This window comes from Sphingomonas sp. SAFR-052, assembly GCF_051965015.1.
Taxonomy (GTDB): domain Bacteria; phylum Pseudomonadota; class Alphaproteobacteria; order Sphingomonadales; family Sphingomonadaceae; genus Sphingomonas.
This window is the reverse complement of sequence record NZ_JBQCMO010000010.1, coordinates 62285-86703: the sequence shown is the minus strand read 5'-3', so window position 1 is coordinate 86703 and position 24419 is coordinate 62285. Positions and strand designations below refer to the sequence as shown.

Annotated in this window: 24 protein-coding genes, 1 tRNA gene and 1 pseudogene; 15 read left to right on the top strand and 11 right to left on the bottom strand. The window is 66.3% G+C overall.

Annotated elements, in window-relative coordinates:
* Positions 1 to 18: 18 nt before the first annotated feature.
* The 3 genes from ACTHQV_RS16120 to ACTHQV_RS16110 all read right to left on the bottom strand — a co-directional run bounded on the left by ACTHQV_RS16120 (position 19) and on the right by ACTHQV_RS16110 (position 4264).
* The gene (locus ACTHQV_RS16120) at positions 19 to 1590 is read right to left on the bottom strand and encodes a TolC family outer membrane protein (protein WP_440491719.1); all 1572 of its coding nucleotides are present in this window, start codon (positions 1588 to 1590) and stop codon (positions 19 to 21) included.
* A gap of 7 nt (positions 1591 to 1597) precedes the next feature.
* The gene (locus ACTHQV_RS16115; RefSeq protein WP_440491717.1) at positions 1598 to 2269 is read right to left on the bottom strand and encodes a protein-L-isoaspartate O-methyltransferase family protein; all 672 of its coding nucleotides are present in this window, start codon (positions 2267 to 2269) and stop codon (positions 1598 to 1600) included.
* A gap of 138 nt (positions 2270 to 2407) precedes the next feature.
* Positions 2408 to 4264, bottom strand: a complete 1857-nt coding sequence (locus tag ACTHQV_RS16110; RefSeq protein ID WP_440491715.1) for an acyltransferase family protein — start codon at positions 4262 to 4264, stop codon at positions 2408 to 2410.
* Positions 4265 to 4546: 282 nt separating this feature from the next.
* On the opposite strand from ACTHQV_RS16110, the gene ACTHQV_RS16105 reads away from it, so the two are divergent.
* From ACTHQV_RS16105 to purU, 7 genes and pseudogenes are all read left to right on the top strand, one after another.
* Positions 4547 to 4620: transfer RNA gene (locus tag ACTHQV_RS16105), tRNA-Cys, on the top strand.
* A gap of 118 nt (positions 4621 to 4738) precedes the next feature.
* Positions 4739 to 5005, top strand: a complete 267-nt coding sequence (locus ACTHQV_RS16100; protein ID WP_440491713.1) for a hypothetical protein — start codon at positions 4739 to 4741, stop codon at positions 5003 to 5005.
* Positions 5002 to 5442: a periplasmic heavy metal sensor gene (locus ACTHQV_RS16095; RefSeq protein WP_440491711.1), complete on the top strand. Its 441-nt coding sequence runs from the start codon at positions 5002 to 5004 to the stop codon at positions 5440 to 5442. The genes ACTHQV_RS16100 and ACTHQV_RS16095 overlap by 4 nt, the downstream gene beginning before the upstream one ends.
* The gene (locus tag ACTHQV_RS16090) at positions 5439 to 6005 is read left to right on the top strand and encodes an RNA polymerase sigma factor (protein WP_440491709.1); all 567 of its coding nucleotides are present in this window, start codon (positions 5439 to 5441) and stop codon (positions 6003 to 6005) included. The genes ACTHQV_RS16095 and ACTHQV_RS16090 overlap by 4 nt, the downstream gene beginning before the upstream one ends.
* Before the next feature lie 51 nt (positions 6006 to 6056).
* Positions 6057 to 7874 (top strand): copper resistance system multicopper oxidase, encoded by a 1818-nt coding sequence (locus ACTHQV_RS16085; RefSeq protein WP_440491707.1) that lies wholly within the window; start codon positions 6057 to 6059, stop codon positions 7872 to 7874.
* Entirely contained in the window at positions 7871 to 8779 is a 909-nt protein-coding gene (locus ACTHQV_RS16080) for a copper resistance protein B (protein WP_440491706.1), read from the top strand. The genes ACTHQV_RS16085 and ACTHQV_RS16080 overlap by 4 nt, the downstream gene beginning before the upstream one ends.
* A 48-nt stretch (positions 8780 to 8827) precedes the next feature.
* A pseudogene (gene purU, locus ACTHQV_RS16075) lies at positions 8828 to 9710 on the top strand (formyltetrahydrofolate deformylase).
* A gap of 207 nt (positions 9711 to 9917) precedes the next feature.
* Here purU and ACTHQV_RS16070 read toward each other — a convergent pair.
* The 3 genes from ACTHQV_RS16070 to ACTHQV_RS16060 are packed head-to-tail and all read right to left on the bottom strand — an operon-like array spanning position 9918 to position 12476.
* On the bottom strand, positions 9918 to 10688 hold the full coding sequence (locus ACTHQV_RS16070; protein WP_440491704.1) for an SDR family NAD(P)-dependent oxidoreductase: 771 nt from the start codon (positions 10686 to 10688) through the stop codon (positions 9918 to 9920).
* Positions 10688 to 11890: a zinc-dependent alcohol dehydrogenase gene (locus ACTHQV_RS16065; protein WP_440491702.1), complete on the bottom strand. Its 1203-nt coding sequence runs from the start codon at positions 11888 to 11890 to the stop codon at positions 10688 to 10690. Before ACTHQV_RS16065 ends, ACTHQV_RS16070 begins: the two co-directional genes overlap by 1 nt.
* A 13-nt stretch (positions 11891 to 11903) precedes the next feature.
* Complete coding sequence (locus ACTHQV_RS16060; protein WP_440491700.1) at positions 11904 to 12476, bottom strand: SRPBCC family protein; 573 nt, start codon at positions 12474 to 12476, stop codon at positions 11904 to 11906.
* Between the two features lie 190 nt (positions 12477 to 12666).
* On the opposite strand from ACTHQV_RS16060, the gene cysS reads away from it, so the two are divergent.
* The 6 genes from cysS to ACTHQV_RS16030 all read left to right on the top strand — a co-directional run bounded on the left by cysS (position 12667) and on the right by ACTHQV_RS16030 (position 19869).
* The gene (gene cysS, locus ACTHQV_RS16055; protein ID WP_440491698.1) at positions 12667 to 14106 is read left to right on the top strand and encodes a cysteine--tRNA ligase; all 1440 of its coding nucleotides are present in this window, start codon (positions 12667 to 12669) and stop codon (positions 14104 to 14106) included.
* Between the two features lie 71 nt (positions 14107 to 14177).
* Positions 14178 to 14618: a TM2 domain-containing protein gene (locus tag ACTHQV_RS16050; RefSeq protein ID WP_440491697.1), complete on the top strand. Its 441-nt coding sequence runs from the start codon at positions 14178 to 14180 to the stop codon at positions 14616 to 14618.
* Positions 14619 to 14715: 97 nt separating this feature from the next.
* Positions 14716 to 16089, top strand: coding sequence for a class II 3-deoxy-7-phosphoheptulonate synthase (locus ACTHQV_RS16045; protein WP_440491695.1), 1374 nt, complete (start codon positions 14716 to 14718; stop codon positions 16087 to 16089).
* A 368-nt stretch (positions 16090 to 16457) separates the two neighbouring features.
* Positions 16458 to 17486 carry a ferritin-like domain-containing protein gene (locus ACTHQV_RS16040; protein ID WP_440491693.1) on the top strand — a complete coding sequence of 343 codons (1029 nt, stop codon included), beginning with the start codon at positions 16458 to 16460 and terminating at the stop codon, positions 17484 to 17486.
* A 20-nt stretch (positions 17487 to 17506) separates the two neighbouring features.
* Entirely contained in the window at positions 17507 to 18508 is a 1002-nt protein-coding gene (locus ACTHQV_RS16035) for a ferritin-like domain-containing protein (protein ID WP_440491691.1), read from the top strand.
* A 26-nt stretch (positions 18509 to 18534) separates the two neighbouring features.
* Positions 18535 to 19869 (top strand): Nramp family divalent metal transporter, encoded by a 1335-nt coding sequence (locus tag ACTHQV_RS16030; RefSeq protein WP_440491690.1) that lies wholly within the window; start codon positions 18535 to 18537, stop codon positions 19867 to 19869.
* A 7-nt stretch (positions 19870 to 19876) separates the two neighbouring features.
* Here the strand turns inward: ACTHQV_RS16030 and ACTHQV_RS16025 are convergent, their stop codons facing one another.
* Entirely contained in the window at positions 19877 to 20272 is a 396-nt protein-coding gene (locus ACTHQV_RS16025) for a hypothetical protein (RefSeq protein WP_440491688.1), read from the bottom strand.
* A gap of 306 nt (positions 20273 to 20578) precedes the next feature.
* On the opposite strand from ACTHQV_RS16025, the gene ACTHQV_RS16020 reads away from it, so the two are divergent.
* Positions 20579 to 21523, top strand: a complete 945-nt coding sequence (locus ACTHQV_RS16020; RefSeq protein ID WP_440491686.1) for an NAD(P)H-dependent flavin oxidoreductase — start codon at positions 20579 to 20581, stop codon at positions 21521 to 21523.
* Here the strand turns inward: ACTHQV_RS16020 and ACTHQV_RS16015 are convergent.
* Both ACTHQV_RS16015 and ACTHQV_RS16010 read right to left on the bottom strand, forming a co-directional pair.
* The gene (locus tag ACTHQV_RS16015; RefSeq protein ID WP_440491685.1) at positions 21518 to 21976 is read right to left on the bottom strand and encodes a DUF1465 family protein; all 459 of its coding nucleotides are present in this window, start codon (positions 21974 to 21976) and stop codon (positions 21518 to 21520) included. The genes ACTHQV_RS16020 and ACTHQV_RS16015 overlap by 6 nt on opposite strands.
* An 83-nt stretch (positions 21977 to 22059) precedes the next feature.
* Positions 22060 to 22257 (bottom strand): YdcH family protein, encoded by a 198-nt coding sequence (locus ACTHQV_RS16010; protein ID WP_440491684.1) that lies wholly within the window; start codon positions 22255 to 22257, stop codon positions 22060 to 22062.
* Between the two features lie 150 nt (positions 22258 to 22407).
* Here ACTHQV_RS16010 and ACTHQV_RS16005 point away from each other — a divergent pair, with 150 nt between their 5' ends.
* Positions 22408 to 22563, top strand: a complete 156-nt coding sequence (locus ACTHQV_RS16005; protein WP_242115403.1) for a YdcH family protein — start codon at positions 22408 to 22410, stop codon at positions 22561 to 22563.
* Between the two features lie 45 nt (positions 22564 to 22608).
* On the opposite strand, the gene dksA is transcribed toward ACTHQV_RS16005, so the two are convergent.
* On the bottom strand, positions 22609 to 23067 hold the full coding sequence (gene dksA, locus ACTHQV_RS16000) for an RNA polymerase-binding protein DksA (RefSeq protein WP_242115402.1): 459 nt from the start codon (positions 23065 to 23067) through the stop codon (positions 22609 to 22611).
* A 183-nt stretch (positions 23068 to 23250) separates the two neighbouring features.
* Positions 23251 to 24270, bottom strand: coding sequence for a hypothetical protein (locus tag ACTHQV_RS15995; RefSeq protein WP_440491682.1), 1020 nt, complete (start codon positions 24268 to 24270; stop codon positions 23251 to 23253).
* Between the last annotated feature and the right edge of the window lie 149 nt (positions 24271 to 24419).

Below are 24419 nucleotides of genomic sequence, written 5' to 3'. Positions count from 1 at the left end.
GTTCCGCCCCTTGAACGCCTAGCCTTCGGGGTTGATCCGCGGCGTGTCAACGCCTTGCGTTGCGCGCGGGGCTCCACCCTGCCGATTTGGCGCGTCTATGCCCTGGGTCGGGGTATAGGGATTGGGCGTCCGCTGCAATGCGGGATCAAGTTCGCGGGTCACCACCGGCGTCTGCGCCGGGGTGTTGACCGTGCTCGGCGCGACCGGCACCGGCGCGGGATCGTCGCTCCAGTCCCAAATGCGGTTGCGGACCCGTTCGTAATTCGCGATCGGATCGTACAGCGCGCCGCCGTCCAGCCCCAGGTCGCGCGCTTCGGCCCGGCCCATCGCCGCCAGCAGTGCAAAACCGGCGACATAGGCGTCGCGCCGAGCCGTCACCAGTTGCACCTGCGAATTGAGCAATTCCTGCTCGGCGTTCAGAATGTCTAGGATGGTGCGCGTGCCGACACTGTTTTCGGCGCGGACGCCTTCCAGCGACAGGCGGTTGGCCTGGACCTGCACTTCCGACGATTCGATCACGCGCAGCGCCGACTGCCAATTCGCGAACGCCGACCTGGCGTCGGACACCACCGAACGTTCGACCTGCGTCACCTGCTCGATCGCGGCGCCCTCCAGCGCCTGCGCCCGGCGGATCTGCGCACTTGGCCGGCCGCTCTGAAACAGCGGCAGGTTGAACTGCACGCCGGCCTGCGCCTGCCCGCCATCCTGTTGCAGCACGATGCCGTTCACCGACTGGGCCGACCCCAGGAAGCTGGTATAGCTGCCGCCCGCCACGGCACTCACCTGCGGCAGCCGGTTGGCGCGTGCGACGCGCACATCGAACCCGGCGGCATCGCTGCTGCGCCGGGCGGCGATCAGCGCCGGATTGTTCGCGACCGCCACGCCCACCGCGCCGTTCGGATCGGCGGGCAGGTTGGGCAGCGCGGGCGGCGCGTCGAGCGTGGCCGCCGGCGCACCGGTCGTCGCGACATAGTTCTCGCGGCTGCGGATCAACGACGCCTCGGCATTGCGCAGCTGCGCCTGTGCCGATGCCAGCCGCGCCTCGGACTGGGCGACATCGGTGCGGGTCAGGTCGCCGACCTGGAACCGGTCCTGCGACGCCTGCAGATTGACCTCGAGCACGCGGACATTCTGCTGGTTCAGCCGCACGATCGCCTCGTCGCGGATCACGTCGTTATAGGCGGCGACGACCAGCGTGAAGACATTCGCTTCGGTACTGCGCAGATTGGCGCGGCCCGCATCGACCCGCGCATCGGCGGCGCGTACGCTGTTGCGCACCGATCCGCCGGCATAGAGCGACTGGGTGACGTTCAGCTGCGCGTTGCCGACGCGCGGCGCCTGGGCGAAACCGCGACTGGCCGGGGTCAGCACATTCTCGATGACCTGGCCCTGAGTAACGATCTGCGGCAGCCCCTGCGACCGGGCGATCGGCACCGTTTCGTCGGTGGCGCGCTGATTGGCGCGCGCCTGCGTCAGCTGCGGATTGGTGGCATAGGCGCGCGCCAGCGCTTCGCGCAACGTCTCCGCACTGGCGGGTTGGGCCAGCCATGCCAGCACCGCAACCCCGCCGATGAACTTCCCCCCCCGCATCTTTTTCCTACCTTGCGAACTGAAACGTCTTGGGCTTCGCGAAGCCCGGCAGGACGACACATTCGAGATCGGCGAAATCCACCACCCCGAACCCGCCTTCGCTGCGACGGCCGAGCGCCAGCCGCGTCACGCCGCGATCGACCAGCCCGGTCGTCAGCCGCCCGCCGGGGGCGAGCTGACCGGCGATCGCGTCGGGCACTTCCTCGACGGCTCCGTCGATGACGATGACGTCATAGGGCGCACCTTCGACCCAACCGGCCTTCAACGGACCTTCGACCACACGCACCTTCGCATCGGCGATCGCATCGCGCGCTGCACCGGCAAGCGCGGTATCTTCCTCCAGCGCGACGACCGACCCCGCGAGCCGCGCCAGCACCGCCGCCGCATAGCCCATCGCCGCCCCGACCAGCAGCACGCGGTCGGTCGGTCGGATGTCGGCGGCGACCAGCAACCGGCCGGTAATCAGCGGCGGATTGATCGCGCGGCCGCCCCCCAGCGGCAACGGCGCGTCGCGATAGGCCAGCGCTGTCTGCGCAGCCGGCACGAACGCCTCGCGCGGCACGTCGCCCATCGCATCGACGACGCGCGGATCGCTGACGGCGCTGGTGCGAAGCTGGCTGACGACCATCGCGTGGCGCATCGCTTCGAAATCGGGTCGGGTCTGGTTCGAGTCGGTCATGGTGCAATCCTGTCGCACAACTGTTTTAGCCACGCAATACACATCGCATCGCGACGCGCTGTCTATCGCGACACGCGGCCTCCGCCAAGGATGGGGCGGCGTATAATTTGAGACCGAAGCGGTCGCCTCGCGATGGCATCACTGGACGGCCACGTTCGGCAGATGCCGGACGACGTCGCGCGAAGCCGCGAACGTTAGATGCCCGTAATCGAAATGATAGGGTCCGCCGTCGCTGTCGAAGAGCTGACAATGTCCGCCCGGGCACTCGATGTCGATTTCTGAGACGTATCTCCCGCCCGCAGCCTCCACGACCGGGCGCATCTCATGGTCGAGCGCGCTCCGCTGCGGCCGCTGCCGCCTGGCAAGGCTCGCCAAATCGCCGCGCAACATCGCACGGGCAAGGATGCGCGGCATATCCTCCTGGTATTCGACGTTCGGTCCAATGACCGTAACCGCCAACTTGCGCTCCCGCAGCCGCTTGACGGTTTTGCCCAACGCGGCAACCTCGTTCTGTTGCCACCGGCCCGCCAGTACGACGCCAACGACACCCGGTCGTCCAATGACGTCGTTGAACACCGTCCGCACGACGGAAACACAGCGGTCCTTCCCGGTCAGCGCCACGGTCGGACGGCAACCCGATGCGGTTGCCTGCACGACGTTGATGTTCGGGAAGCGCAACGCGATCGCTCGCCAATATTGCGCCGCATGGCTGTCACCCATCACGATGACATTCGCTCGATCGGGTCGCAGAACGAGGCATCGCGCAAAATCATACCGCTCACCCTTCCCGATGAAACAAGAATCGGGCCGAAACTGATATCGGTGCTGTGACATATCCCGGTAGTCGAGATACCCGCCAACCAGATCGACTTGCGCTGGATGTTCGACCACCGCTTCCGCTCGTGCCGCGATCAGAAGCGAAGCGCCGGCCACCGTTGCGATCGCGGCGCCGCCCGCGACCAGCACCGGGCGAACCGGGGCCGGCCGGTATCGACGCAGAAAAGGCCGCTCGATCACCAAATAGGATATCGAGGCGATGGCAAAGGTCAGCGAAACAACGACCGCCTTCCCGCCAAGACTCAGTACCATACCGTTTTCGAGACGATAGAAGGTCGCGATCGGCCAGTGCCAAAGATACAGGGAATAGGAAATCAGCCCGACCGCGCGTACAGGTGGCAACGAAAGTATTGCGGCCGTGATCGCGTGGCGACCGTAAGCGATCAACAACATCGTCCCGATACACGGTAGCAACGCCCAAGGGGCAGGGAAGGCGAAGTCGGTGCGGATCTGCGCGAACGCCACGAATAACAGCACTGCACCCGTGAGCGCGGCAAGGTTCTGGACGCGGCGCGATGCCAGCCTTGGTAGCGCGTTCAGCGCGACCAGCGCTCCGACGCCCAATTCCCAGGCGCGCATTGGCAAGAGATAGAAGGCGGTCGCAGGGTCGGATTTGCTGTAATATAGGCACAGGACGAACGATCCGACGGTGACGATCGACACCGCGAAGGTCAGGGCGCGTGGGAACCAGCGCCGAACGACTAAAAGCAGGATAGGATAAAATAGGTAAAATTGCTCCTCTACTCCCAGGGACCAACTGTGCAACAACAGCTTGGTCTCGGAGGCGGCGTCGAAGTAATCCGTCGAATTCCAGAAATGAACGTTCGCGACGAAGGCGATCGCTGCTGCCGCGCTGCGTCCGAGATCACGTAGCTCTACCGCCAGCAAGAGAAACTTTCCGGCGATCAGCGTTCCGACGAGCATGAAAACTAGCGCGGGCAAAATCCGAACAATGCGCCGTTTGTAAAATGCGGCGATGGAAAACTTTCCGTCGTCCATCTCCCGGCAAATGATCGACGTAATAAGGTATCCCGATATCACGAAGAAGACGTCGACGCCGGCAAAGCCACCGGGCAAAATCGTTACCCCGATATGAAATAGCAGGATCGGTATCACCGCGACTGCGCGCAGTCCGTCGATATCGTTCCGGTGTTCCATCCATATCCCCCATTCGTGCCGGCGGCTCCTACGCCTGAAGGCGGCCGGCCTATAAAAAGGCCGGTTGAATTTTAATAGCGGCTACATCGTTGCAATTCGAAGCGCTGCATTCGTGCTTTCGCGATGCCCCCGTGCGAGCGGAGCGCAGTTTGCTCTCATCGGAATTGCATCAGTGTTTGCCGACCTGCTCAAAGGTCGTTTTGCGTTTGCCCGGGAGTATTGCGGGTCATGGGGTTGACGTGACGTTCAAACGAACGCAAACGGCCGCTCCCACCGTATCGAGGCGCGATGGCGGAGTGGTGACGCAGAGGACTGCAAATCCTTGCACCCGGGTTCGATTCCCGGTCGCGCCTCCAGGGTTGGCAACTGCCGCCCGAATCGGTTGCTTTCGAAAAATCGGCATGATCCGCCACCCGGACGAGGGTTGACCGCAGCCGCTGCGTAGCATTGCTGTGTACCCATGGAATGGATGCCATGACCGACGACCTCGACCGATCGCTGCGCCTGCTGTCCGACGTGACCGACGATCCGCGGCTCGACACGCTGGCGCCGGCCGTGTTCGCGCGGGTGCGGGCCGATGGCGCGGCGCGGGCCGCCGGGGTCCGCCTTGCCAGCCTTGCCGCGGTTGGGGCGGTGACGATGGGACTGATCGCCGCCGATCCGATCCCGCGGCCACAACCGGCGGCGACCTTTGCCGACGACATGGCGCTCGCCCCCTCGACGCTGCTGGCCGGGCGATGAGCCGGACACGCTGGACGATCCTTGTCGCGATCGTCGCCTTCGTCGCGGCGCTCGCCGGGGTGCTGGCCGGGCGCGCGATCGGCGACCATGGCGCGGGCCATGGCAGCGAATTGCACGCCCTGCTGCACGATCATATGCAGCTGACCCCCGAACAGATGCGCCGGCTCGACGCGCTGGAGGCCGGTTATGCGACGCGGCGCGCAGCGTTGCAGGCGCAGATGCGGGCCGACAACGCCCGGCTGGCACAGGCGATCTCCGCCGAACAGGATGACGGCCCGCGCGTCGCCGCCGCGGTCGATGCCTCGCACCGGACGATGGGTACGCTGCAAAAGGCGACGCTGGCGCATGTCTTCGCGATGCGGCGGCTGCTCCGGCCCGATCAGACCCCGGCCTTCGACCGGGCGGTGGCACGTGCGCTGACACATCCCGGCCAGTGACCCCCGCCGATCCTGGCCCCGATGACGGCGTGCTGGCGGCACAGGCGCTGGCCGGCAGCGAGGCCGCCTTCGCCACGCTGATGCAGCGACATCGCAGCCGGGTCTATCGCCTGATCCTGAACAGTGTCGCCGATCCCGACGAGGCGCTCGACCTGGTGCAAGAGACGTTCCTGTCGGCCTTTCGCGCGCTTAGCCGCTACGACGCCGCGCGGCCGATGGCGGCATGGCTGGCGACGATCGCGCTCAACAAATGCCGCGACCGGGCGCGACGGCGGGCGTTACGGCGTTTCTTTTTCGGTGCGCGGACGATCGACGATCTGGCCGACACGCTCGCTGCCGCCCATCCCGATCAGGCGCAGGCGGCGGAACAGCGGCAGGAGACCGCCCGGTTACGTGCCGCACTGGCACTGCTGCCCGCGACGCTGCGCGAACCGCTGCTGCTATGCACCGTCGAGGAGATGCGCCAGTCCGAAGCGGCGGCGCTGCTCGGCATTTCGACTAAGGCGGTCGAGACCCGCATCCGTCGCGCCCGCGCCAAACTCGCCGAATTGCTGGACGGCTGAGGGGAACGCGCTTTCGCTGCGTAGGACCGGTTGGATGATGAGGATTTCTGCATGACGACGATCGATCGCCGCCGGGTGCTACGGGGTGCGGCGCTGGGGGGCGTTGCACTCGGCGCGTGGACCCCGCTCGGCGCGCGGCAGGCGGCAAGCGGCCCGGTCGTGTCGGGCGAGTTGATCGAACTGCGCATCGGCCGGATCAACCGCATGGTCGATGGCCGCCCGTCGCGCAGCATCGGCATCAACGGCATGTCCCCCGCCCCGCTGATCCGCCTGCGCGAGGGGCAGCGTGCGCGGATCCGCGTCGTCAACGACCTCGACGTCGAGACTTCGCTGCACTGGCACGGGCTGCTGGTGCCGTTCCAATATGACGGCGTCCCCGGCATCTCCTTTCCCGGCATCCCGGCGGGGCAGAGCTTCCTCTACGACTTTCCGGTGCGGCAGAACGGCACCTACTGGTATCACAGCCACTCGGGCGGTCAGGAGCAGGAGGGGCTGTACGGCCCGATCGTGATCGACCCCGCCGCGCCCGATCCGGTCGCGTTCGACCGCGAACATGTCATCGTCCTGTCCGACCACAGCCGGTCGAGCCCCACGACGATCTTTCGCCGGATGAAACTGCAACCCGGCTATTATAATTTCCAGCGCCAGACACTGGTCGGGCTGCTGGCGGGCCGTGACCAGAAGGCGAAGGACCGCGCGGAATGGGGCAGGATGCGCATGGACCCCGCCGACATCGCCGATGCCACTGGCGCGACCTACACCTATCTGGTCAACGGCCATGGCCCCGGCGACAACTGGACCGGCGCGTTCACGCCCGGCGAGCGGGTGCGGCTGCGGATCGTCAATGCGTCGGCGATGACGACGTTCAACGTCCGCATCCCCGGACTGCCGCTGACGATCGTTCAGGCGGACGGGCTGAACGTAGAGCCGGTGACGGTCGACGAATTCCAGATCGGCGTCGCCGAGACCTATGACGCGATCGTCACCCCCGGTGACGCGGCCTATACGCTGGTCGGCGAGAGCGTCGACCGGTCGGGCATGGCGCGCGCGACGCTATCGCCGCGCGCGGGCATGGCCGCCCCGGTCCCGCCGCTCCGCGCGCGTCCGCTGGCGACGATGACCGACATGGGCATGGGCGGCATGGGCCATGAAAGCAAACCCGGCCGCCCCGATCCGACCGCCGAGCAGAATGGATCGCGCAAGCTCGCCACGACCGCGGCTACCCCGCCGCAGCCGGCGATGGACCATGCGGCGATGGGCCATGGCGACGCGATGGGCGGCATGGATGGCATGGATGGCATGGGCGAGATGCAGCACGGCATGCGCGACTTCGCCAACGCGCCCGGCGTCGCCAAGACGCCCGGCGTCCAGACCATTTCCCCGATGGCCGCCGATCGTACCGACTATCCGGGTCAGGGGCTGGAGGATGTCGGTCACCGCGTGCTGACCTATCGCCAGCTCCGCGCGCTCGATCGCAACCCCGATGTCCGCGCACCGGGACGGCAGATCGATATCCACCTGACCGGCAACATGGAACGCTTCATGTGGGGCTTCGACGGGAAACGCATGGTCGACACCCATGAACCCTTCGCCTTTGCCGAAGGCGAACGCGTCCGCATCAACCTGATCAACGACACGATGATGGCGCATCCGATCCATCTGCACGGCCATTTCTTCGAACTGGTCACAGGGCACGGCGACCACAGCCCCCGCAAGCATACCGTGCTGGTGCAGCCGGGCGGCATCGTCAGCCTCGACCTGACCGCCGATGCGGTCGGCGACTGGGCGTTCCACTGCCACATGCTCTACCATATGCTGTCGGGGATGATGCGCGTCGTTTCGGTCCGTCCGCAGGGAGGCGCCGCATGACCCGCACCCTCGCCGCCCTGCTCGCGCTGTCGATCGCCGCGCCCGCCGTCGCGCAGGACCATAGCCATATGGAGCATGCGCAAATGGGCCATGCACCGCCGGCGCAGCCCGCCGCGCCGACCGCGTCCGCACCCGCCGCCGCGCCGGAACCGGCCGAACCGACCGGCACCGATCAGTCGCCGGGCAGCGCCCCGCCGCCACCGGTGCCGATGCCGCATTATGCCGACCGCGTCTGGGGCGGCGACGTCATGGCCCGGTCGCGCGAAGCGATGATGGCCGAGGAAGGCGGCGGCCAGCGCTTCGCCCAGCTTCTGCTCGACCGCGTCGAGTGGAAGGACGGCGGCTATGCTTGGGAAGGCGAAGGCTGGGTTGGCGGCGACATCCACCGCCTCGTCGTCAAGAGCGAGGGCGAAGGCGGCGACCGCGTCGAGTCCGCCGAGGTGCAGGCGCTCTACTCCCGCGCGATCGACCCCTATTTCAACCTGCAGGCGGGCATCCGCCAGGATATCCGCCCGACCCCGGCGCGGACCTATGTCACCGTCGGCGTTGAGGGGCTGGCCCCCTATTGGTTCGAACTGAACGCCGCCGCCTTCCTGTCGACCAGGGGCGAACTGCTCGGCCGGATCGAAGGCTATTACGACCAGCGCATCACTCAGCGGTTGATCCTGCAACCGCGCGCCGAACTGAACCTGTCCGCGCAGGATATCGCCGAGACCAGCACCGGATCGGGGCTGACCAATGCCGAACTCGGCCTGCGCCTGCGCTACGAGATCGCCCGCGAATTCGCGCCCTATGTCGGCTTAAACTGGGAACGCCGCTTCGGCGACACGCGCCGGTTCGCTCGGACGGCCGGCGAGGACAGTGGCGGCATCGGTTTGGTCGCTGGTATTCGCGCATGGTTCTAAACGCACGAGCTTGCCGCTAAGGCCGCCCCTTCAACAGGGGAAAAGTCGATGCCGGTATCCGACGCAGCGGGGTCGCCCGCCTATGTGCTGACGCTGTCCTGCGCCGATCGCGTGGGGCTGGTCGCGGCGGTCAGCGGGCATCTGGCGCGGATCGACGGCTTCATCCTCGACAGCCAGCAATATGCCGATCTGGAGGCTGGGCGTTTCTTCATGCGCGTCGAATTCGCCGCGGCCGGTCCCAACTTCCCCGCCGATCCCGACGCCTTAGTGCAGGGGTTCGCAGTGATCGGCACCGACTTCGCACTCGATTGGGAAATCGTGCCTCGCGCCGAACGCATGCGGGTGCTGATCGCGGTGTCGAAGGGCAGCCATTGCCTCAACGACCTGCTCCACCGGTGGAAGACCGGCGACCTGCCCGTTGAGATCGTCGGCGTCCTGTCCAACCACGAATCGCTCCGCGCGCTGACCGAATGGCATGGCGTGCCGTTCCATTACCTGCCGATCGTCGACGGCGACCGGGTGGGACAGGAGGCGGCGATGCTGCGCGTGTTCGAACAGTCCGATGCGCAACTACTGGTGCTCGCCCGCTATATGCAGGTGCTGGGGCCCCACCTGTCGCAGCGGCTCGCCGGACGCTGCATCAACATCCACCACAGTTTCCTGCCGAGCTTCAAGGGCGCCCGTCCCTATGCCCGCGCGCACGACCGCGGCGTCAAGCTGATCGGCGCGACCGCCCATTACGTCCACCGGCGACCTCGACGAAGGGCCGATCATCGAACAGGCGGTCGAGCGCGTCGACCACCGCGACACCGAAGCCGACCTGATCCGTATCGGCCGCGATGTCGAGGCACAGGTCCTCGCCCGCGCCGTCCGCTGGGCGGCGGAACGGCGGGTGTTCCTGAACGGGCACCGGACGGTGGTGTTTCGCTGACCTGCGCCCCTTCCGTCGAAGGAAACACGCGCGAAAGGCCGCGTGCCCTGCCACGTACTTGCCGTACCCCCGCGCAGGCGGGGGTCCAGAGCCAAGCAAAGCAGAGACTTATGACTGCAACCCTGGCCCCCCGCCTACGCGGGGGTACGGAAAAAGAGTCGACGGTAGTGATCTTCGAAGAGGCTGCCCCGAGGTGAGGGGCCAGCCTCACTCTCCGTCCGGCTTCGCCATATTGGTATGCATTTTCGCCAGCACGCTGTCGGGCGTGACATGGCTGATCGCCGCCTGGATCTTGTTCTTTGCCCCCGACACGACATGCGCCGAACCGGCCATGACCGCATCCCAACCATTGCGCGCGGTCTTCGCCGGATCCTCCTTCGAATCATCCCGGCCGACCGGCGTGTCCATCATGCCCGCCCGTTCGAAGAACGGCGTATCGGTCGGCCCCGGCATCAGCACGGTGATCGTGACGCCACTGTCTTTCAGTTCCTCGCGCAGCGCATAGGCGAAGCTGTCGAGATACGCTTTCGTCGCGTTATAGACCGCCTGATAGCTGCCGGGAATCAGCCCGGCGATCGACCCGGTGATCAGGATGCGGCCATCACCCCGCGCCGCCATGTCACGCGCAACCTTCTGCAACAGATACGTTGTGCCGGTGACGTTGGTGTCGATGACCTTGCGCCACGCCGACACGTCCTGTTCGATGAACGCATGACCGAGACCTCGCCCGGCATTGGCGATCAGCAGATCGATCGGCCGCCCGCCGACCTCGGCCAGCAACTGTTCGTTGCCGTCGAAGGTCGACAGGTCGGCCTCGACCGCCCGCACCGCACCTGCGCCAAGTTCCTCGGCCGCAACGCGGATCTGCGGTTCGTCGGCAACGACGATCAGGTCATAGCCCTCCGCACCCGCGATCTTCGCCAATTCATAGCCGATACCCGTCGATGCACCGGTAATCACCGCCAGCTTGTTCGCCATTACGCTTCTCCCGCTGCATCGGCCTTCGCCCAGTCGGGCTTCAGTACGACCTTTGTGCAGACATTCTGTTCGTCGTGGAATTTCTTGTAGCCCGTGGGCGCATCCTCCAGCGCCATCCGGTCGGAGATCAGGAAGGTCGTGTCGATCTTGTCTTCCATGATCGCCGCCAACAGCCCCGGCAGGTAGCGCTGGACATGGGTCTGCCCGGTCTTGAGCGTCAGCCCCTTTTCCATCAGCGCGCCAAACGGGAATTTGTCGATCATCCCGCCATAGACGCCGGGCACCGATACCCGCCCGCCCTTGCGGCACGCCACGATCGCCTGCCGCAACGCATGCGGACGATCAGTGCCGAGGAAGGTCGACGCCTTGATCTGGTCGACGATATTGTCGACGAACAGACCATGGCTTTCGAGGCCGACGCTATCGATCACCGCATCAGGGCCGATCCCGCCGGTCATCGTCATCAGCGCGTCATAGATGTCGGTTTCCTCGAAATTCAGCACCTCCGCACCCAATCCCTTGGCCAGTGCGAGCCGGTGCGGGAAATGATCGATCGCGATCACCCGGTGGGCACCCATCAGCAGCGCCGACTGGATCGCGAACAGCCCGACCGGGCCACAGCCCCAGACGGCGACGATGTCGCCATCCTCGATATCGGCATTCTCCGCCGCCATCCATCCGGTCGGCAGGATGTCCGACAGGAACAGGACCTTCTCATCCTCGATGCCGTCGGGGATGACGATCGGTCCGACATCGCTGAACGGCACGCGGACATATTCGGCCTGCCCGCCCGGATAACCGCCGGTCATATGGCTGTACCCGAACAGGCCGGGGGCGACCTGTCCCCAAAGTTCTTGCGCGATATCCTGATTGTCGGCCGGGTTGCCGTTATCGCAGCCCGAATATTGCTGCTTCGAACAATGATAGCAGCTGCCACAGGCAATAACGAAGGGCACGACGACGCGCTGCCCCTTCTTCAGGGTCGATTTGGGGCCGGTCTCGACCACCTCGCCCATGAACTCATGGCCCAATATGTCGCCCGCCTGCATCGTCGGGATATAGCCGTCATACAGGTGCAGGTCGGACCCGCAGATTGCGGTCGACGTGATCTTGATGATCGCGTCGCGTGGATTGATGATCTCGGGATCGGGAACGCTGTCGACGCGGACGTCGTGCTTGCCGTGCCAGGTGAGTGCGCGCATCGCCGGCTCCTTCTTAAGACTTGGGTTCGCGGTTGGGCGGCGTGGTCGTCGCGATCTCGCCGGTTTCCATCAGTTGCTTGAAGCGCCGCAGGTCGCGCCGTGCCTGGATCGCCGGCTCCTTCTGCGTAACCTTGGCGACCAGTTTGCCGAGGATGCCGGCCCGCGGGTCGTAGGCGATCATCGCCGTCACCACCGTGCCGCGCCCGGGTGCCGCCTCGTGGAACGACACCCAGCCGCTGTTCGGCACGTCGCTATTCTCGGCCTGCCAGCCGATGCGCTCGCCATCGACGTCCTCGGTGACGACCGCGTCCCATTCATAACTGCCGTTCGGGCCGCTGACTGACCAGTGCGAACGTTCCCGGTCGCGCACTTCGATCCGCTCGACGTTCAGCATGAAGGTCGCGAGATTCCCGAAGTCGCGCCAATAGGCGTAGAGTTCGTGACGCGGTCGATTGATGGTGACCGCGACGCCGGAAACCGACGATTCGCCGCCCGGCGCGGCCTCCGCGCGTTCGGTCCTGTCCTTGGCGGTAAAGGCCGGCGCGTCGTCGCGCTCGATATCGCCGGGGTGATCGCTATGGGCCATGGCCGTGCTCTCCCGTCGGCCGAACCGCCCGGTCCGGCCGATTGATCTAGATTAAATTATTGATCGAACGTCGTTTTTCGACCACGGTCACTCCAACCGCTGTCGTCGCGGGCTGTTCCGACGCGTCCGTCCTTTTGCAGGTCAACGGTACGGATTTGCAGACGGGTCGCACCGCGCTATGCGCTCGGCCATGCACGGTGCCCCGCTCACGCTTCACAATTCGCTGACCCGCAGCCTCCAGCGCTTCGAACCGCTCGACCCGGCCAAGAGGGTGCGCGTCTATTCGTGCGGGCCGACCGTCTACAACTACGCCCATATCGGCAACCTGCGCGCGTACGTCTTTACCGACACGCTCAGCCGGGTGCTGCGGTGGAAGGGCTACCCGCTCACCCATGTCATCAACATCACCGATGTCGGTCATCTGACCTCGGACGCCGATGCCGGCGACGACAAGATGGAGGCGGCGGCGAAGGCGCGCGCCCAGTCGATCTGGGACATTGCCGCCCACTATACCGCCGCGTTCAAGGGCAATCTGCGCGACCTCAACATCGACGACCCGACGCGCTGGTCGGTTGCGACCGATCACATCGCCGAGATGATCGCCTTTGCGGAGAAGATCGCCCCCGACCATTGCTACGAACTCGACAGCGGCCTCTATTTCGACAGCAGCACCGTGTCGAACTACGGCGCGCTGGCCGGCGGGCAGGACGATGCCGGTGAGGGCCGCATCGATCCGGTCGCGGGCAAGCGCCATCCGCAGGACTTCGCCATCTGGCGCAAGACTCCGCCTGGCGAAACGCGACAGATGGAATGGGACTCGCCCTGGGGGAAGGGCGCACCGGGCTGGCATCTCGAATGCTCGGTCATGAGCCTCAAATATCTGGGCGCCCCGTTCGACATCCATACCGGCGGCATCGACCACCGCGAGATCCACCACCCGAACGAAATCGCCCAGAACCAGGCCTATTGCGGTTGCGCCGATAGCGGGGCTGCGTTCTGGATGCACAACAACTTCCTCGTCGACCGATCGGGCAAGATGTCGAAGTCGAAGGGGGTGTTCACCACGCTCCAGACGCTGATCGACGGCGGCGTGCATCCGCTCGCCTATCGCCTGATGTGCCTGTCGGCGCAGTATCGCTCCGAACTGGAATTTTCCGCCGAAAACCTGATCGCGGCGCTGACCCGACTGAAGCGGCTGGCGATGACCGTCGTCGGTTTGCGCACCCGCGCCTCGGGCGAAGGGGATGCGAGCAAGGCCGCGGCCTATCGCGAGCGCCTCGACGCGGCGGTGTCCGACGACCTCAACACGCCGCGCGCGCTGCCGGTGCTCGACGAACTGCTGGCGGACAAGAAGTTGACACCCGCCGATCGTCTGGCGGCGCTCGCCGATTTCGATGCGGTGCTCGGCCTGGGTCTTGCCACGATCGAGCGCGCCGACCTGCGCGTCCGCCCCGCCGGTGCGACGATCGACGCGGCCACGATCGAAGCCCGCCTGTCCGACCGCCGCGAAGCCCGCGCGTCGAAAGATTTCGCCAAAAGTGACGCGATCCGGGACGAACTGACCGCCGCCGGGGTCGAGGTCATGGACGGCGACCCGCTCGGCTGGGACTGGCGCCCGACACTGGGGTAGGCAGCGCTAACCTCTTGCTCCCGCCCCTGCTTCCCCGTCATACCCTTCGGCGCGAATCATCGGGGGACGATATGCGGGGACAGGTGCTGGGCGTCGATCGGGACGGACGCGAGGGGCGGATCGCCGGCGACGATGGCCAGCGTTACTGGTTCCAGCCCGACGACTGGAGCGACCGCGTCGGCCCGTCGGTCGGCGCACAGGTCGATTTCGAGGTATCGAACGGCCGCGCACTGCGCATCTACCACGTCCCCGGCACCGTCGCCCCCCGCCCCGCCAACGACGACCGCCGCCGCCGCCCGCGCAAGGACAAGGTGGCGGCCGCGCTGCTCGCCTTTTTCCTCGGTATCTTCGGCATCCACCGCTTCTATCTGGGCAAGACTGGATCGGGCATCGTCATGCTGCTGCTGACCTGCACGATCGTCGGCACGATCGTCACCGGCATCTGGTCGCTGATCGATTTCATCCGCTACCTCGTCATGGATCACGACGAATTCCATCACCGCTACGGTTGATCGAAGCAGTCGATCGGGTCGACCAACCTTTCCTTCATTGCGCGAACGGCCGGTTTCGCGCATGGGAATTGCCCGAACCGACTGGATGGAATTTCTGATGGCCGCCAACTGGGCCCCCGATAGCTGGACCACCGCCGAAGCGCGCCAGCTTCCCAACTATCCCGACCGCGCCGCGCTCGACGCGACCACGGCACAGCTCGCCAGCTATCCGCCGCTGGTCTTCGCCGGTGAAGCGCGCAGCCTGACCGCCGAACTCGCCGAAGTGGCCGAGGGGCGCGCGTTCCTGCTGCAGGGTGGCGACTGTGCGGAAAGCTTTGCCGAGTTCCATCCCAACTATATCCGCGACACCTTCCGCGTCATTCTTCAAATGGCGGTGGTCCTGACCTTCGCCTCGAAGCTGCCGACGGTGAAGGTCGGTCGCATGGCGGGTCAGTTCGCCAAGCCGCGCTCGGCCGATACCGAGGTCGTCGGCGGCGTCGAACTGCCGAGCTACCGTGGCGACAATATCAACGACATCGCCTTCACCGCCGAAGGCCGCGTGCCCGATCCGCAGCGCATGATCCGCGCCTATTCGCAGGCGGCGGCGACGCTCAACCTGCTGCGCGCCTTCGCGACCGGCGGCTATGCGAACCTGCATCAGGTCCATCGCTGGACCCACGACTTCATGGGCCGCAGCCCCTGGGCGAAGAAGTACGCCGACGTCGCCGACCGCATCGGCGAGGCGCTCGACTTCATGGCGGCGTGCGGCATCGACGCCGACAGCGTGCCGCAGTTGAAGGCCACCAGCTTCTACACCAGCCACGAAGCGCTGCTGCTGCCCTACGAACAGGCGCTCACCCGGCAGGATTCGCTGACCGGCGACTGGTACGACACCTCGGCGCATTTCCTGTGGATCGGCGACCGCACCCGCTTCGACGGATCGGCGCATGTCGAATTCCTGCGCGGCATCGGCAACCCGATCGGCATCAAGTGCGGCCCGACGCTCGAGCCCGACGCGCTGCTGCGGATGCTCGACACGCTCAATCCGAACCGGGTGGCGGGCCGCATGACCCTCATCACCCGCTACGGCCACGACAAGATCGAGGCGGGCCTGCCCAAGCTGATCCGTGCCGTCCAGCGCGAAGGGCATCCGGTGGTGTGGTCGTGCGATCCGATGCACGGCAACACGATCAAGGCGACGACCGGCTACAAGACACGGCCGTTCGACCGCATCCTCGCCGAAGTCCGCGGCTTCTTCGCCGTCCACCGGGCGGAGGGCAGCCATGCCGGCGGCATCCATGCCGAGATGACCGGACAGAACGTCACCGAATGCACCGGCGGCGCGATCGCGGTCACCGAACAGAGCCTGGCCGACCGCTACCACACCCACTGCGACCCGCGCCTCAACGCCGGACAGAGTCTCGAACTCGCCTTCCTGCTGGCCGAAATGCTGAACGAGGAAATGGCCGAACGCCGCGCCGTCGCGGCGTAACGTTCCGGCATACGCCGTCCCTTCTCGTGGCGCGGGGACGGCATCGGCAATGTCCCACCCCGCCAAACAACGTCGCCCCAGCGAAGGCTGGGGCCTCAACCGGCTCTTGCCGTGTCCGACAACCAGAAGATTCCAGCCTTCGCTGGAATGACGCAGGCGGCGACGTTCGCGTCGGGCACGCGATGCCGCCAACCCGACGCCAACTTCGATCGGCGCGACAACCACCCCCTAGCCTCTTGGCGCGACACGCAATACAGCACACCGACATCGGGCACGCGCGCCGCCACGGCGCGTACGTCAGACGACTGGCCCGGGTCGTTCCGCGTCTCCACGCGGAGCGGGGCCGAATGCGTTAAGGGAACCGGTAGATGACCGACGAGACACAGATGGTTGAGGCGCTGGACGCACGGGCGCGTCGGCGCGAAGAACGCCGCGACTTTTTCCGCGCCTTCGGTGCGGCGGCGGCGATCGGCGGCGGTCTCGCGCTCACCTCGTGCGGCGACAGCGATTCCTCGCCCACGCCCACCCCTACCGGTACCGCAACCACCACCCCCACGCCCACCCCGACCCCGACGGCATCGGGCACCGCCGGAACGTCCGACGTCGACGTCCTCAACTTCGCGCTGAACCTCGAATATCTCGAAGCGCAATTCTATGCCTTCGCCGCCAACGGCACCGGCCTTGCCGCCAACCTGCTGACCGGGCCCAGCGGCACCACGCCGGGCGCGGTGACCGGCGGGCGCAAGGCGACGCTGAACGATCCCGTCGTCGCCAATTTCGCCCGCGAAATCGCGCAGGACGAGGTCGCGCACGTCGAATTCATCCGCAATGCGCTGGGCAGTTCGGCGATCGCCATGCCCGCGCTCGACCTCAGCGCCACCGCGACCAGCGCCTTTTCGAACGCAGCCCGTGCCGCCGGGCTGATCGGCGCCAACGACACCTTCGATCCTTATGCCAGCGACGACAATTTCCTGCTCGCCGCCTATATCTTCGAGGATGTGGGCGTCACCGCCTATCGCGGCGCGCTGCCCGGAATCGCCAACACGCTGATCCGACAGGCGGCGGCCGGCATCCTCGCCGCTGAAGCCTATCACGCCTCGATGATCCGCTCGGCACTCTATGTCCGCGGCCTGTCGACCCCGTCGCTGATCGACGCGACCGAATCGATCTCGACCGCGCGCGACAGCCTCGACGGCAGCACCGATATCGATCAGGGCATCCGCCCGATCGGCGACCAGTCGAACATCACCCCGTTCAACCCGACTACCGGCCTTCCCTATGGCCGCACCACCGGACAGGTGCTCAACATCGCCTATCTGAACCGCAATGCAGTCGCGACCGGCGGGTTCTTCCCCGCCGGCGTCAACGGCAACATCAAGACCAGCGCGGCGAACTGAGCCTTTCGGGAGCGAGACACATGACCAACGAATCGATGCTGCCCGTGCTGGATCGGAATGACAGCCGCCGCGACTTCCTGCGCACTGCCGGGGGCGTATCCGCCGCCGTCGCCGGGGCCGGACTGCTCGCCGCTTGCGGTGGCAATAACGGCAACCCGGCTCCCACGCCGACGCCGACCCCCACGCCGACCGCATCGGGCACCCCGACCCCGGTGCCGAGCCCGGCGACCGATGCCGACATCCTCAACTTCACGCTGAACTTCGCCTATCTTCAGGCGCAGTATTACAGCTACGCCACGACCGGTGCCGGGCTCGACGCCGGCCTGCTCGGCGGTGCCGGTACCCCCGGTGCCGCGACTGGCGCACGGCAGGTCGCCTTCAGCGACGCGACGATCGGCCGCTATGCCCGCGAACTCGCCGCCGATACTCGTGCGCATGTCGCCTATCTGCGTGGCGTGATCGGTTCGACGGTGATCGCGCAGCCGGCCATCGACCTCGGCGTCGCCGCGACCAGCGCCTTTTCGAACCTCGCCCGCACCGCCGCGCTCATCACCACCGCGGCGGCGACGTACGACGTGTATGAAAGCGACGATCGCTTCCTGCTCGGCGCATTCGTGTTCGAAGATGTCGTCGTCACTGCCTATCGCGGCATCATCGCCTCGCTCGCCGGGGCGGCGTTCCTTGATGCGGCAGCGGGTATGCAGGGGGCAAAGGCCTATCATGCCGGCCTGATCCGCCAGGCGCTCTACCGGCGCGGTATCGCCACCCCGGCGCTGATCGACGCGACCGAGGCGCTGTCGACCGCGCGCGACAATTTCGATGGTGCGGCCGATATCGATCAGGGCGTGCGCCCGGCGAACAACGCATCGAACATCGTGCCCACCGACGGCAGCGGCATTACCTATGCCCGCGCACCGGCGCAGGTGTTGAACATCGCGTTCCAGACACGGACCTCGGTCGCCCTCGGCGGGTTCTTCCCTGCGGGCGTCAACGGTTTCCTGAAAACCAGCGCCGCGATTTGACGTTTTTCCGGGGACAGCGACCGACCATGGCTCCACCACCGTCTGCCGCCGACATCACCCCGGAACGTCGGCCCAGCCTTCCCGGATCGTTCCGCACCGTGCCGGTCCCGGCCGGTGCGGGGCAGTTCTGGCGAAAGCTCGGCGCCTTTGCCGGTCCCGGCTATATGGTCGCGGTCGGCTATATGGACCCGGGCAACTGGGCGACCGACATCGCCGGCGGATCGGCGTTCGGCTATACGCTGTTGTCGGTCATCCTGTTGTCGAACGTCATGGCGATGGTACTGCAATCGCTGTCGGCGAAGCTTGGCATCGTCACCGGCCTCGATCTGGCGCAGGCGTGCCGCGAATATTATCCCGCCCCGGTCCGCTGGGTGCTGTGGGCGCTATGCGAACTTGCCATCATCGCCTGCGATCTGGCGGAGGTGATCGGCACCGCCATCGCGCTGCAACTTTTGTTCGGCATCCCGCTGGTCTGGGGGGTGTGCATCACCGCGGTCGACGTGATGCTCATCCTGCTGCTTCAGCAATATGGCTTCCGCAAACTCGAAGCGTTCATCGTCGCGTTGCTGATCGTGATCGCAGGCTGCTTCGCGGTCGAACTGTTCCTCGCGCAACCGTCGATCGCCGCCATCGCCAACGGCCTGATCCCGCGCTCGGAAATCGTTACCAACCCGGCGATGCTCTACATCGCGATCGGCATTCTCGGCGCGACCGTGATGCCGCACAATCTCTACCTGCACAGTTCGATCGTGCAGACGCGCAGCTTCGACCGGTCGCCCGAGGGCCGGCGCGAGGCGGTGAAGCTCGCCACCATCGACAGCTCGGTCGCGTTGATGCTGGCGCTGTTCATCAACGGATCGATCCTGATCCTTGCCGCCGCGACCTTCCACACTGCCGGCCGCACCGACGTGGCCGAGATTCAAGACGCCTATCAGTTGTTGACGCCGATGCTCGGCGCCGGGGCCGCCAGCATCCTGTTCGCCGTCGCCCTGCTAGCATCGGGCCAGAATTCGACGATCACGGGCACGCTCGCCGGACAGATCGTGATGGAGGGGTTCCTCAACATCCGCCTGCCGGCATGGCTGCGCCGCATCGTCACCCGGCTGATCGCGATCGTTCCCGCCGTGGTCGTCGCCAGCCTGTATGGCGAGAGCGGCACCGCGCAACTGCTGATCGCCAGCCAGGTGGTGCTCAGCCTGCAACTGCCCTTCGCCGTCTATCCGCTCGTCCGCTTCACCGGTGATCGCGGCAAGATGGGCGACTTCGCCAACCGCCCGATCCTCGCCATCGCCGCCTGGACGATCTGCGCCGCGGTAATCGTGCTCAACTCGGTGCTGCTGTATCAGGTCGTGACCGGCTGATCCCCGCCTACGCCTGATCGCCCTGCGCTCGCACGAACTTGCCCGACACCCGCCCGCGCACGGCACAGGCGTCGCCGCCCTCGAAGCACAGCAGCAACAGCGCATCGTCGCCGACCCGGTACCAATGCTCATCGCCCTTGGCGGCACCGAGCCCCAGGTCGGTCAGCTTGGTCAACCGATACGCCGCCGTCACGCACGCCGCCGGCACCCGCGCGACCGGCTTCGCACCGGTATAGTCGCACCCGGCGGGCGTCTCGAACGCTGCCGCCACGACCGGCTGGCTGGGATAGCGGTGCATCTCCAGCACCCCCTTTGCCGCCACGCCGAACGCCAGCAACAGCAACAGCGCCGCTGCCCCGATCTCGAACAGCACCAGGCTCCGTTTGCGTGCGACTTCGACCATCGATCCTTCCCCTCTCTTCGTCGGCAAAGGGTAGATGGGGAGGGTTAAGAAGGCGTTGGTCATCCCCGCCGGCCGAACTTTCCTACAGCATCGGCGGATGCGACAAGGGCAGTGTTCTTTGACAGCGCCGTTCCAATCTGCCGCCAATGTCGCATTCGGCGTCAACTTCGACGCCGACGATGCAACCTAACTAATTAGAATTGCTATTTTTGTTGTGAACAAATCCCGCTCTGCAACACCAACATTGTGTCACCTTCGTCAACTTCCGCCACTGGACAGCCATTACGGTTGCGCTATGAAACTCATATGGCGCTTCCCCCTTTGTTCGACACGCTCGCCCTCCCCGTGATCGGCTCGCCGCTCTTCATCATCTCCGGCCCCGACCTCGTGATCGCCCAGTGCAAGGCCGGGATCGTCGGCTCCTTCCCGGCGCTCAACGCCCGGCCGCAGGCGCAACTCGACGAATGGTTGCATCGCATTACCGAGGAACTGGCCGCGCACGACCGCGCCCATCCCGATCGCCCCGCCGCCCCCTTCGCGGTGAACCAGATCGTCCACCGCTCGAACGACCGGCTGGAGGCGGATCTTGCCACCTGCGCCAAATGGAAGGTGCCGATCGTCATCACCTCGCTCGGCGCACGCGAAGATCTGAACACCGCCGTCCATGGCTGGGGCGGCATCACCCTGCACGACGTCATCGACGACCGCTTCGCCCACAAGGCGGTCGAAAAGGGCGCCGACGGCCTGATCCTCGTCTGCACCGGCGCCGGCGGCCATGCCGGTCGTCTCAACCCCTTCGCCTTCACTCAGGAGGTGCGCCAGTGGTTCGACGGTCCCCTCGCCCTGTCCGGCGCGATCGCCAATGGCGGCGCGGTGCTGGCGGCGCAGGCGGCGGGCGCCGACCTCGCCTATGTCGGCTCGCCCTTCATCGCCACCGCCGAAGCCAATGCCGTGCCCGCCTACAAGCAGGCGGTCGTCGACGGTCGCGCCAACGATATCGTCTACAGCAACCTCTTCACCGGCGTGCACGGCAATTACCTGCGCGGATCGATCGTCGCCGCTGGTCTCGACCCCGACGCGCTGCCGCAGAGCGACAGCTCGGCAATGGATTTCGGCTCTGGCGCAAAGGCTTGGAAGGATATCTGGGGCGCCGGCCAGGGGATTGGCGCGGTCGATGCGGTCGTCCCCGCCGCCGATCGCATCGCCCGCATGGCCGCCGAATATCAGGCCGCCCGCGCCCGCCTGCTATAGCCGCGTCGCCAGCCGTTCGAACATCGCCCGCGCGGGACTGGCGGCGGGCGGGGCACTGCGCGACCGCTCCATCCGCTCGGCGCGGCGGTACAGGTCGATGCTCGCGCGGATCAGCGTCTGTGTACCCGTCGGCATCGTCGCCAGCGCGTCGTCCTCGGTCTCCGGCCCGGGCGGCAGCGCACGCAGCGGATCGTCGCCCATAGCCGCCGTCATTTCGCCGGCATCGATCGCCTTCTGTGTCAGCAGCCACGCGATGACGTGCATCAACCGCGTGGTAATCTTCAGCGACTCGCATGAAAGTACGACCCGCGCCATCGGCTCGAGCATTGCGCGTTCAGCCAGCCCGCCCTGATCGAAATAGGCCCGCGCCTCGTCGGCCAGCACCATCGCCTCGACATACATCGAATCGATAAGTCGGCGATGCACCATCGCGCCGTTTGCCGGTACGTCCATATCTGCAGAATGCCACGCTGCCGCGACTCGCGAAAGGGGCAGCCGGATCGACCGCCTGTGCCGACCGTCCCCGAACGCGACGGTCAGGCGATGATATCGGGGATCAACTGGTCCTCGATCGCCGCCATCTCGTCGCGCAGGCGCAGTTTGCGGCGTTTCAGCCGGGCCAGCTGCAACTGGTCGAGGTGAGTCGCCGAACCCAACGCCGCGATCGCGTCGTCGAGGTCGCGGTGCTCGATCCGGAGCATGCCGAGCCGCTGTTCAAGGTCCGATTCGTCCATCGCCGGCCACTTTCACCCGACGCCCGGGCGCTGGCAACGGTCCGTCAGCGATTTTCGCACGTCGTGTCGAAAATCCCACCAGACATGGCGACATTCGCCCGATCGTGTGTTTTACTCACTCCCCCAACAGCAAAGCAGGAGGATGCAACGATGCAGTCTGCCCACCTCACCGCACTCGAAGCGAAACATGCGACGCTCGACCGACAAATCGCGGTCGAAACGCAGCGCCCCTCGCCCGATCAATCGCTGCTGTCGTCGCTCAAGAAACGCAAGCTGCTGGTGAAGCAGGAGATCGCGTCGCTGTGACGCACCGCGCGGGGTCGGCCACCGGCCCCGCGCTTCGCATCCGCGCTATTCCTCGCGCGAGACCTTTTCCTGCCGTTCGTGGCGGCTCTGCGCCTCGACGGTCATCGTCGCGATCGGACGCGCTTCCAGCCGGCCTAGCGCGATCGGCTCTCCGGTCACTTCGCAATAGCCATATTCGCCATCGTCGATTCGGCGCAGCGCCGCCTCGATCTTGGAGATCAGCTTGCGCTGCCGGTCGCGGGTGCGCAGCTCGATCGACCAGTCGGTTTCGCTGGATGCGCGGTCGGTCAGGTCCGCCTCGCGCAGCGATTCATTCTGGAGATGCGCCAGCGTATCCTGCGACTCGCGCAGGATAGCATCCTTCCATGCCAGCAACTTGGCCCGGAAATAGGCCTGTTGCCGCGGGTTCATGAACGGCTCGTCCGCATGGGGGCGATACCCGTCGTCGTTCGCCGGCGGCGGTATGTCGAGAGGTTGTGTCGTGTCGCTCAAAACCGTGGCCATCCCCAATCTCCACCCCGGAGCTTCCCCAGACCAAATCGGCCGGGCGCCCCCTCTCATTGTCCGCGCGCCTATATCGGGCAGAGGGCAGCACGACAAGCGTTCAGGACCAACCGACGAAATGCCCGTTGTTCACAGGGTTAACCGGATAGGTTTCCTTATCCTCCCACGTCCCTTTACGGTACGTTAACCAGCATCGCCCGCTGGCGTGTCGTCCCGTTCCGAAATAAGGCTGCGATTTGAACCCGGCATGGGTTGAGTTTTACGCTTTGTTTTGCCTTGGTGGGGCAAGTCGATCCGATGCATCGCGGCGACGCGGTGGTCGATGATTCTAACGGAAGAATGGTGCGGCATGTCGGTAAGGATGGCCCTGGCGAAACTGTGCGCATGTGCCTGCGGTGGCGCGGTCATCGGCGGCGGCGCGGTGCATGTCGCCGAATCGAGCCAGAACCGTGAGATTACGAAGCGCGCGATCACCAAGCGCGCCATCACCAAACGTGCCGCGCCCCGCCCCGCCCCGCGCCGGGTCGTCACCCGCGTCGTCACCCGGACCAAGACGGTCTGCCCGCCGACCGTGGTCACCGTCGCCAGCCAGGCGGCGCCCGTCCCGTTGCCCCCCGCCTTCACCGGCGCGGAGATGCCGCCGATGATCGGTGGCGGCGGTTTCGGCGGCGGCCCAGTGCTGGTCGGTGGCACCGGCGGCGGCGGGATCGGCGGCGGCTTCTTTGCCGGCGGCTTCTTCGGCGGGGGCGGCGCTGGCGGCGGGTCGAGCGGGATCATCGTGTCGTCGACCTCCAGCACCAGTGGCGGCTCGACCTCGACGTCGTCGGGGGGCTCGGGCGGATCGTCTTCGTCGACGTCGTCCGGGGGCTCGGGCGGCTCCTCGTCGTCGACGTCGTCGGGTGCCAGCTCATCCTCGACCTCGTCGGGCGGATCGTCGACCAGCACCGGCGGCGTGTCGAGCACCAGCAGCACCTCGTCCGCATCGGGCGGCAGCAGCGGCAACGTGTCATCGTCGTCGAGCGGGAACGTATCCTCCTCCTCGAGCGGCAATGTCTCGTCGTCGGCGTCGTCCAGCGGCGACGTGTCGTCGTCGACCTCTTCGTCGTCGAGCGGCAACGTCTCAACCAGCACGTCCTCGGCCTCGTCGGGGTCGACCAGCACCTCGACCTCGACCTCTTCGTCGTCGAACGGTTCGTCGAGCAAGGGCTGGAGCTCGAATGGCGGCTGGAGCTCGAACGGCAGCTCGCACGGAAACCCGCCACCCGGCCCCGACGGCCCGACGCCGGTGCCCGCGCCGCCGATGCTGCTGCTGTTCGGTGGTGCCGCCGCAGCGCTGGTCGTGCGCAAGCGCT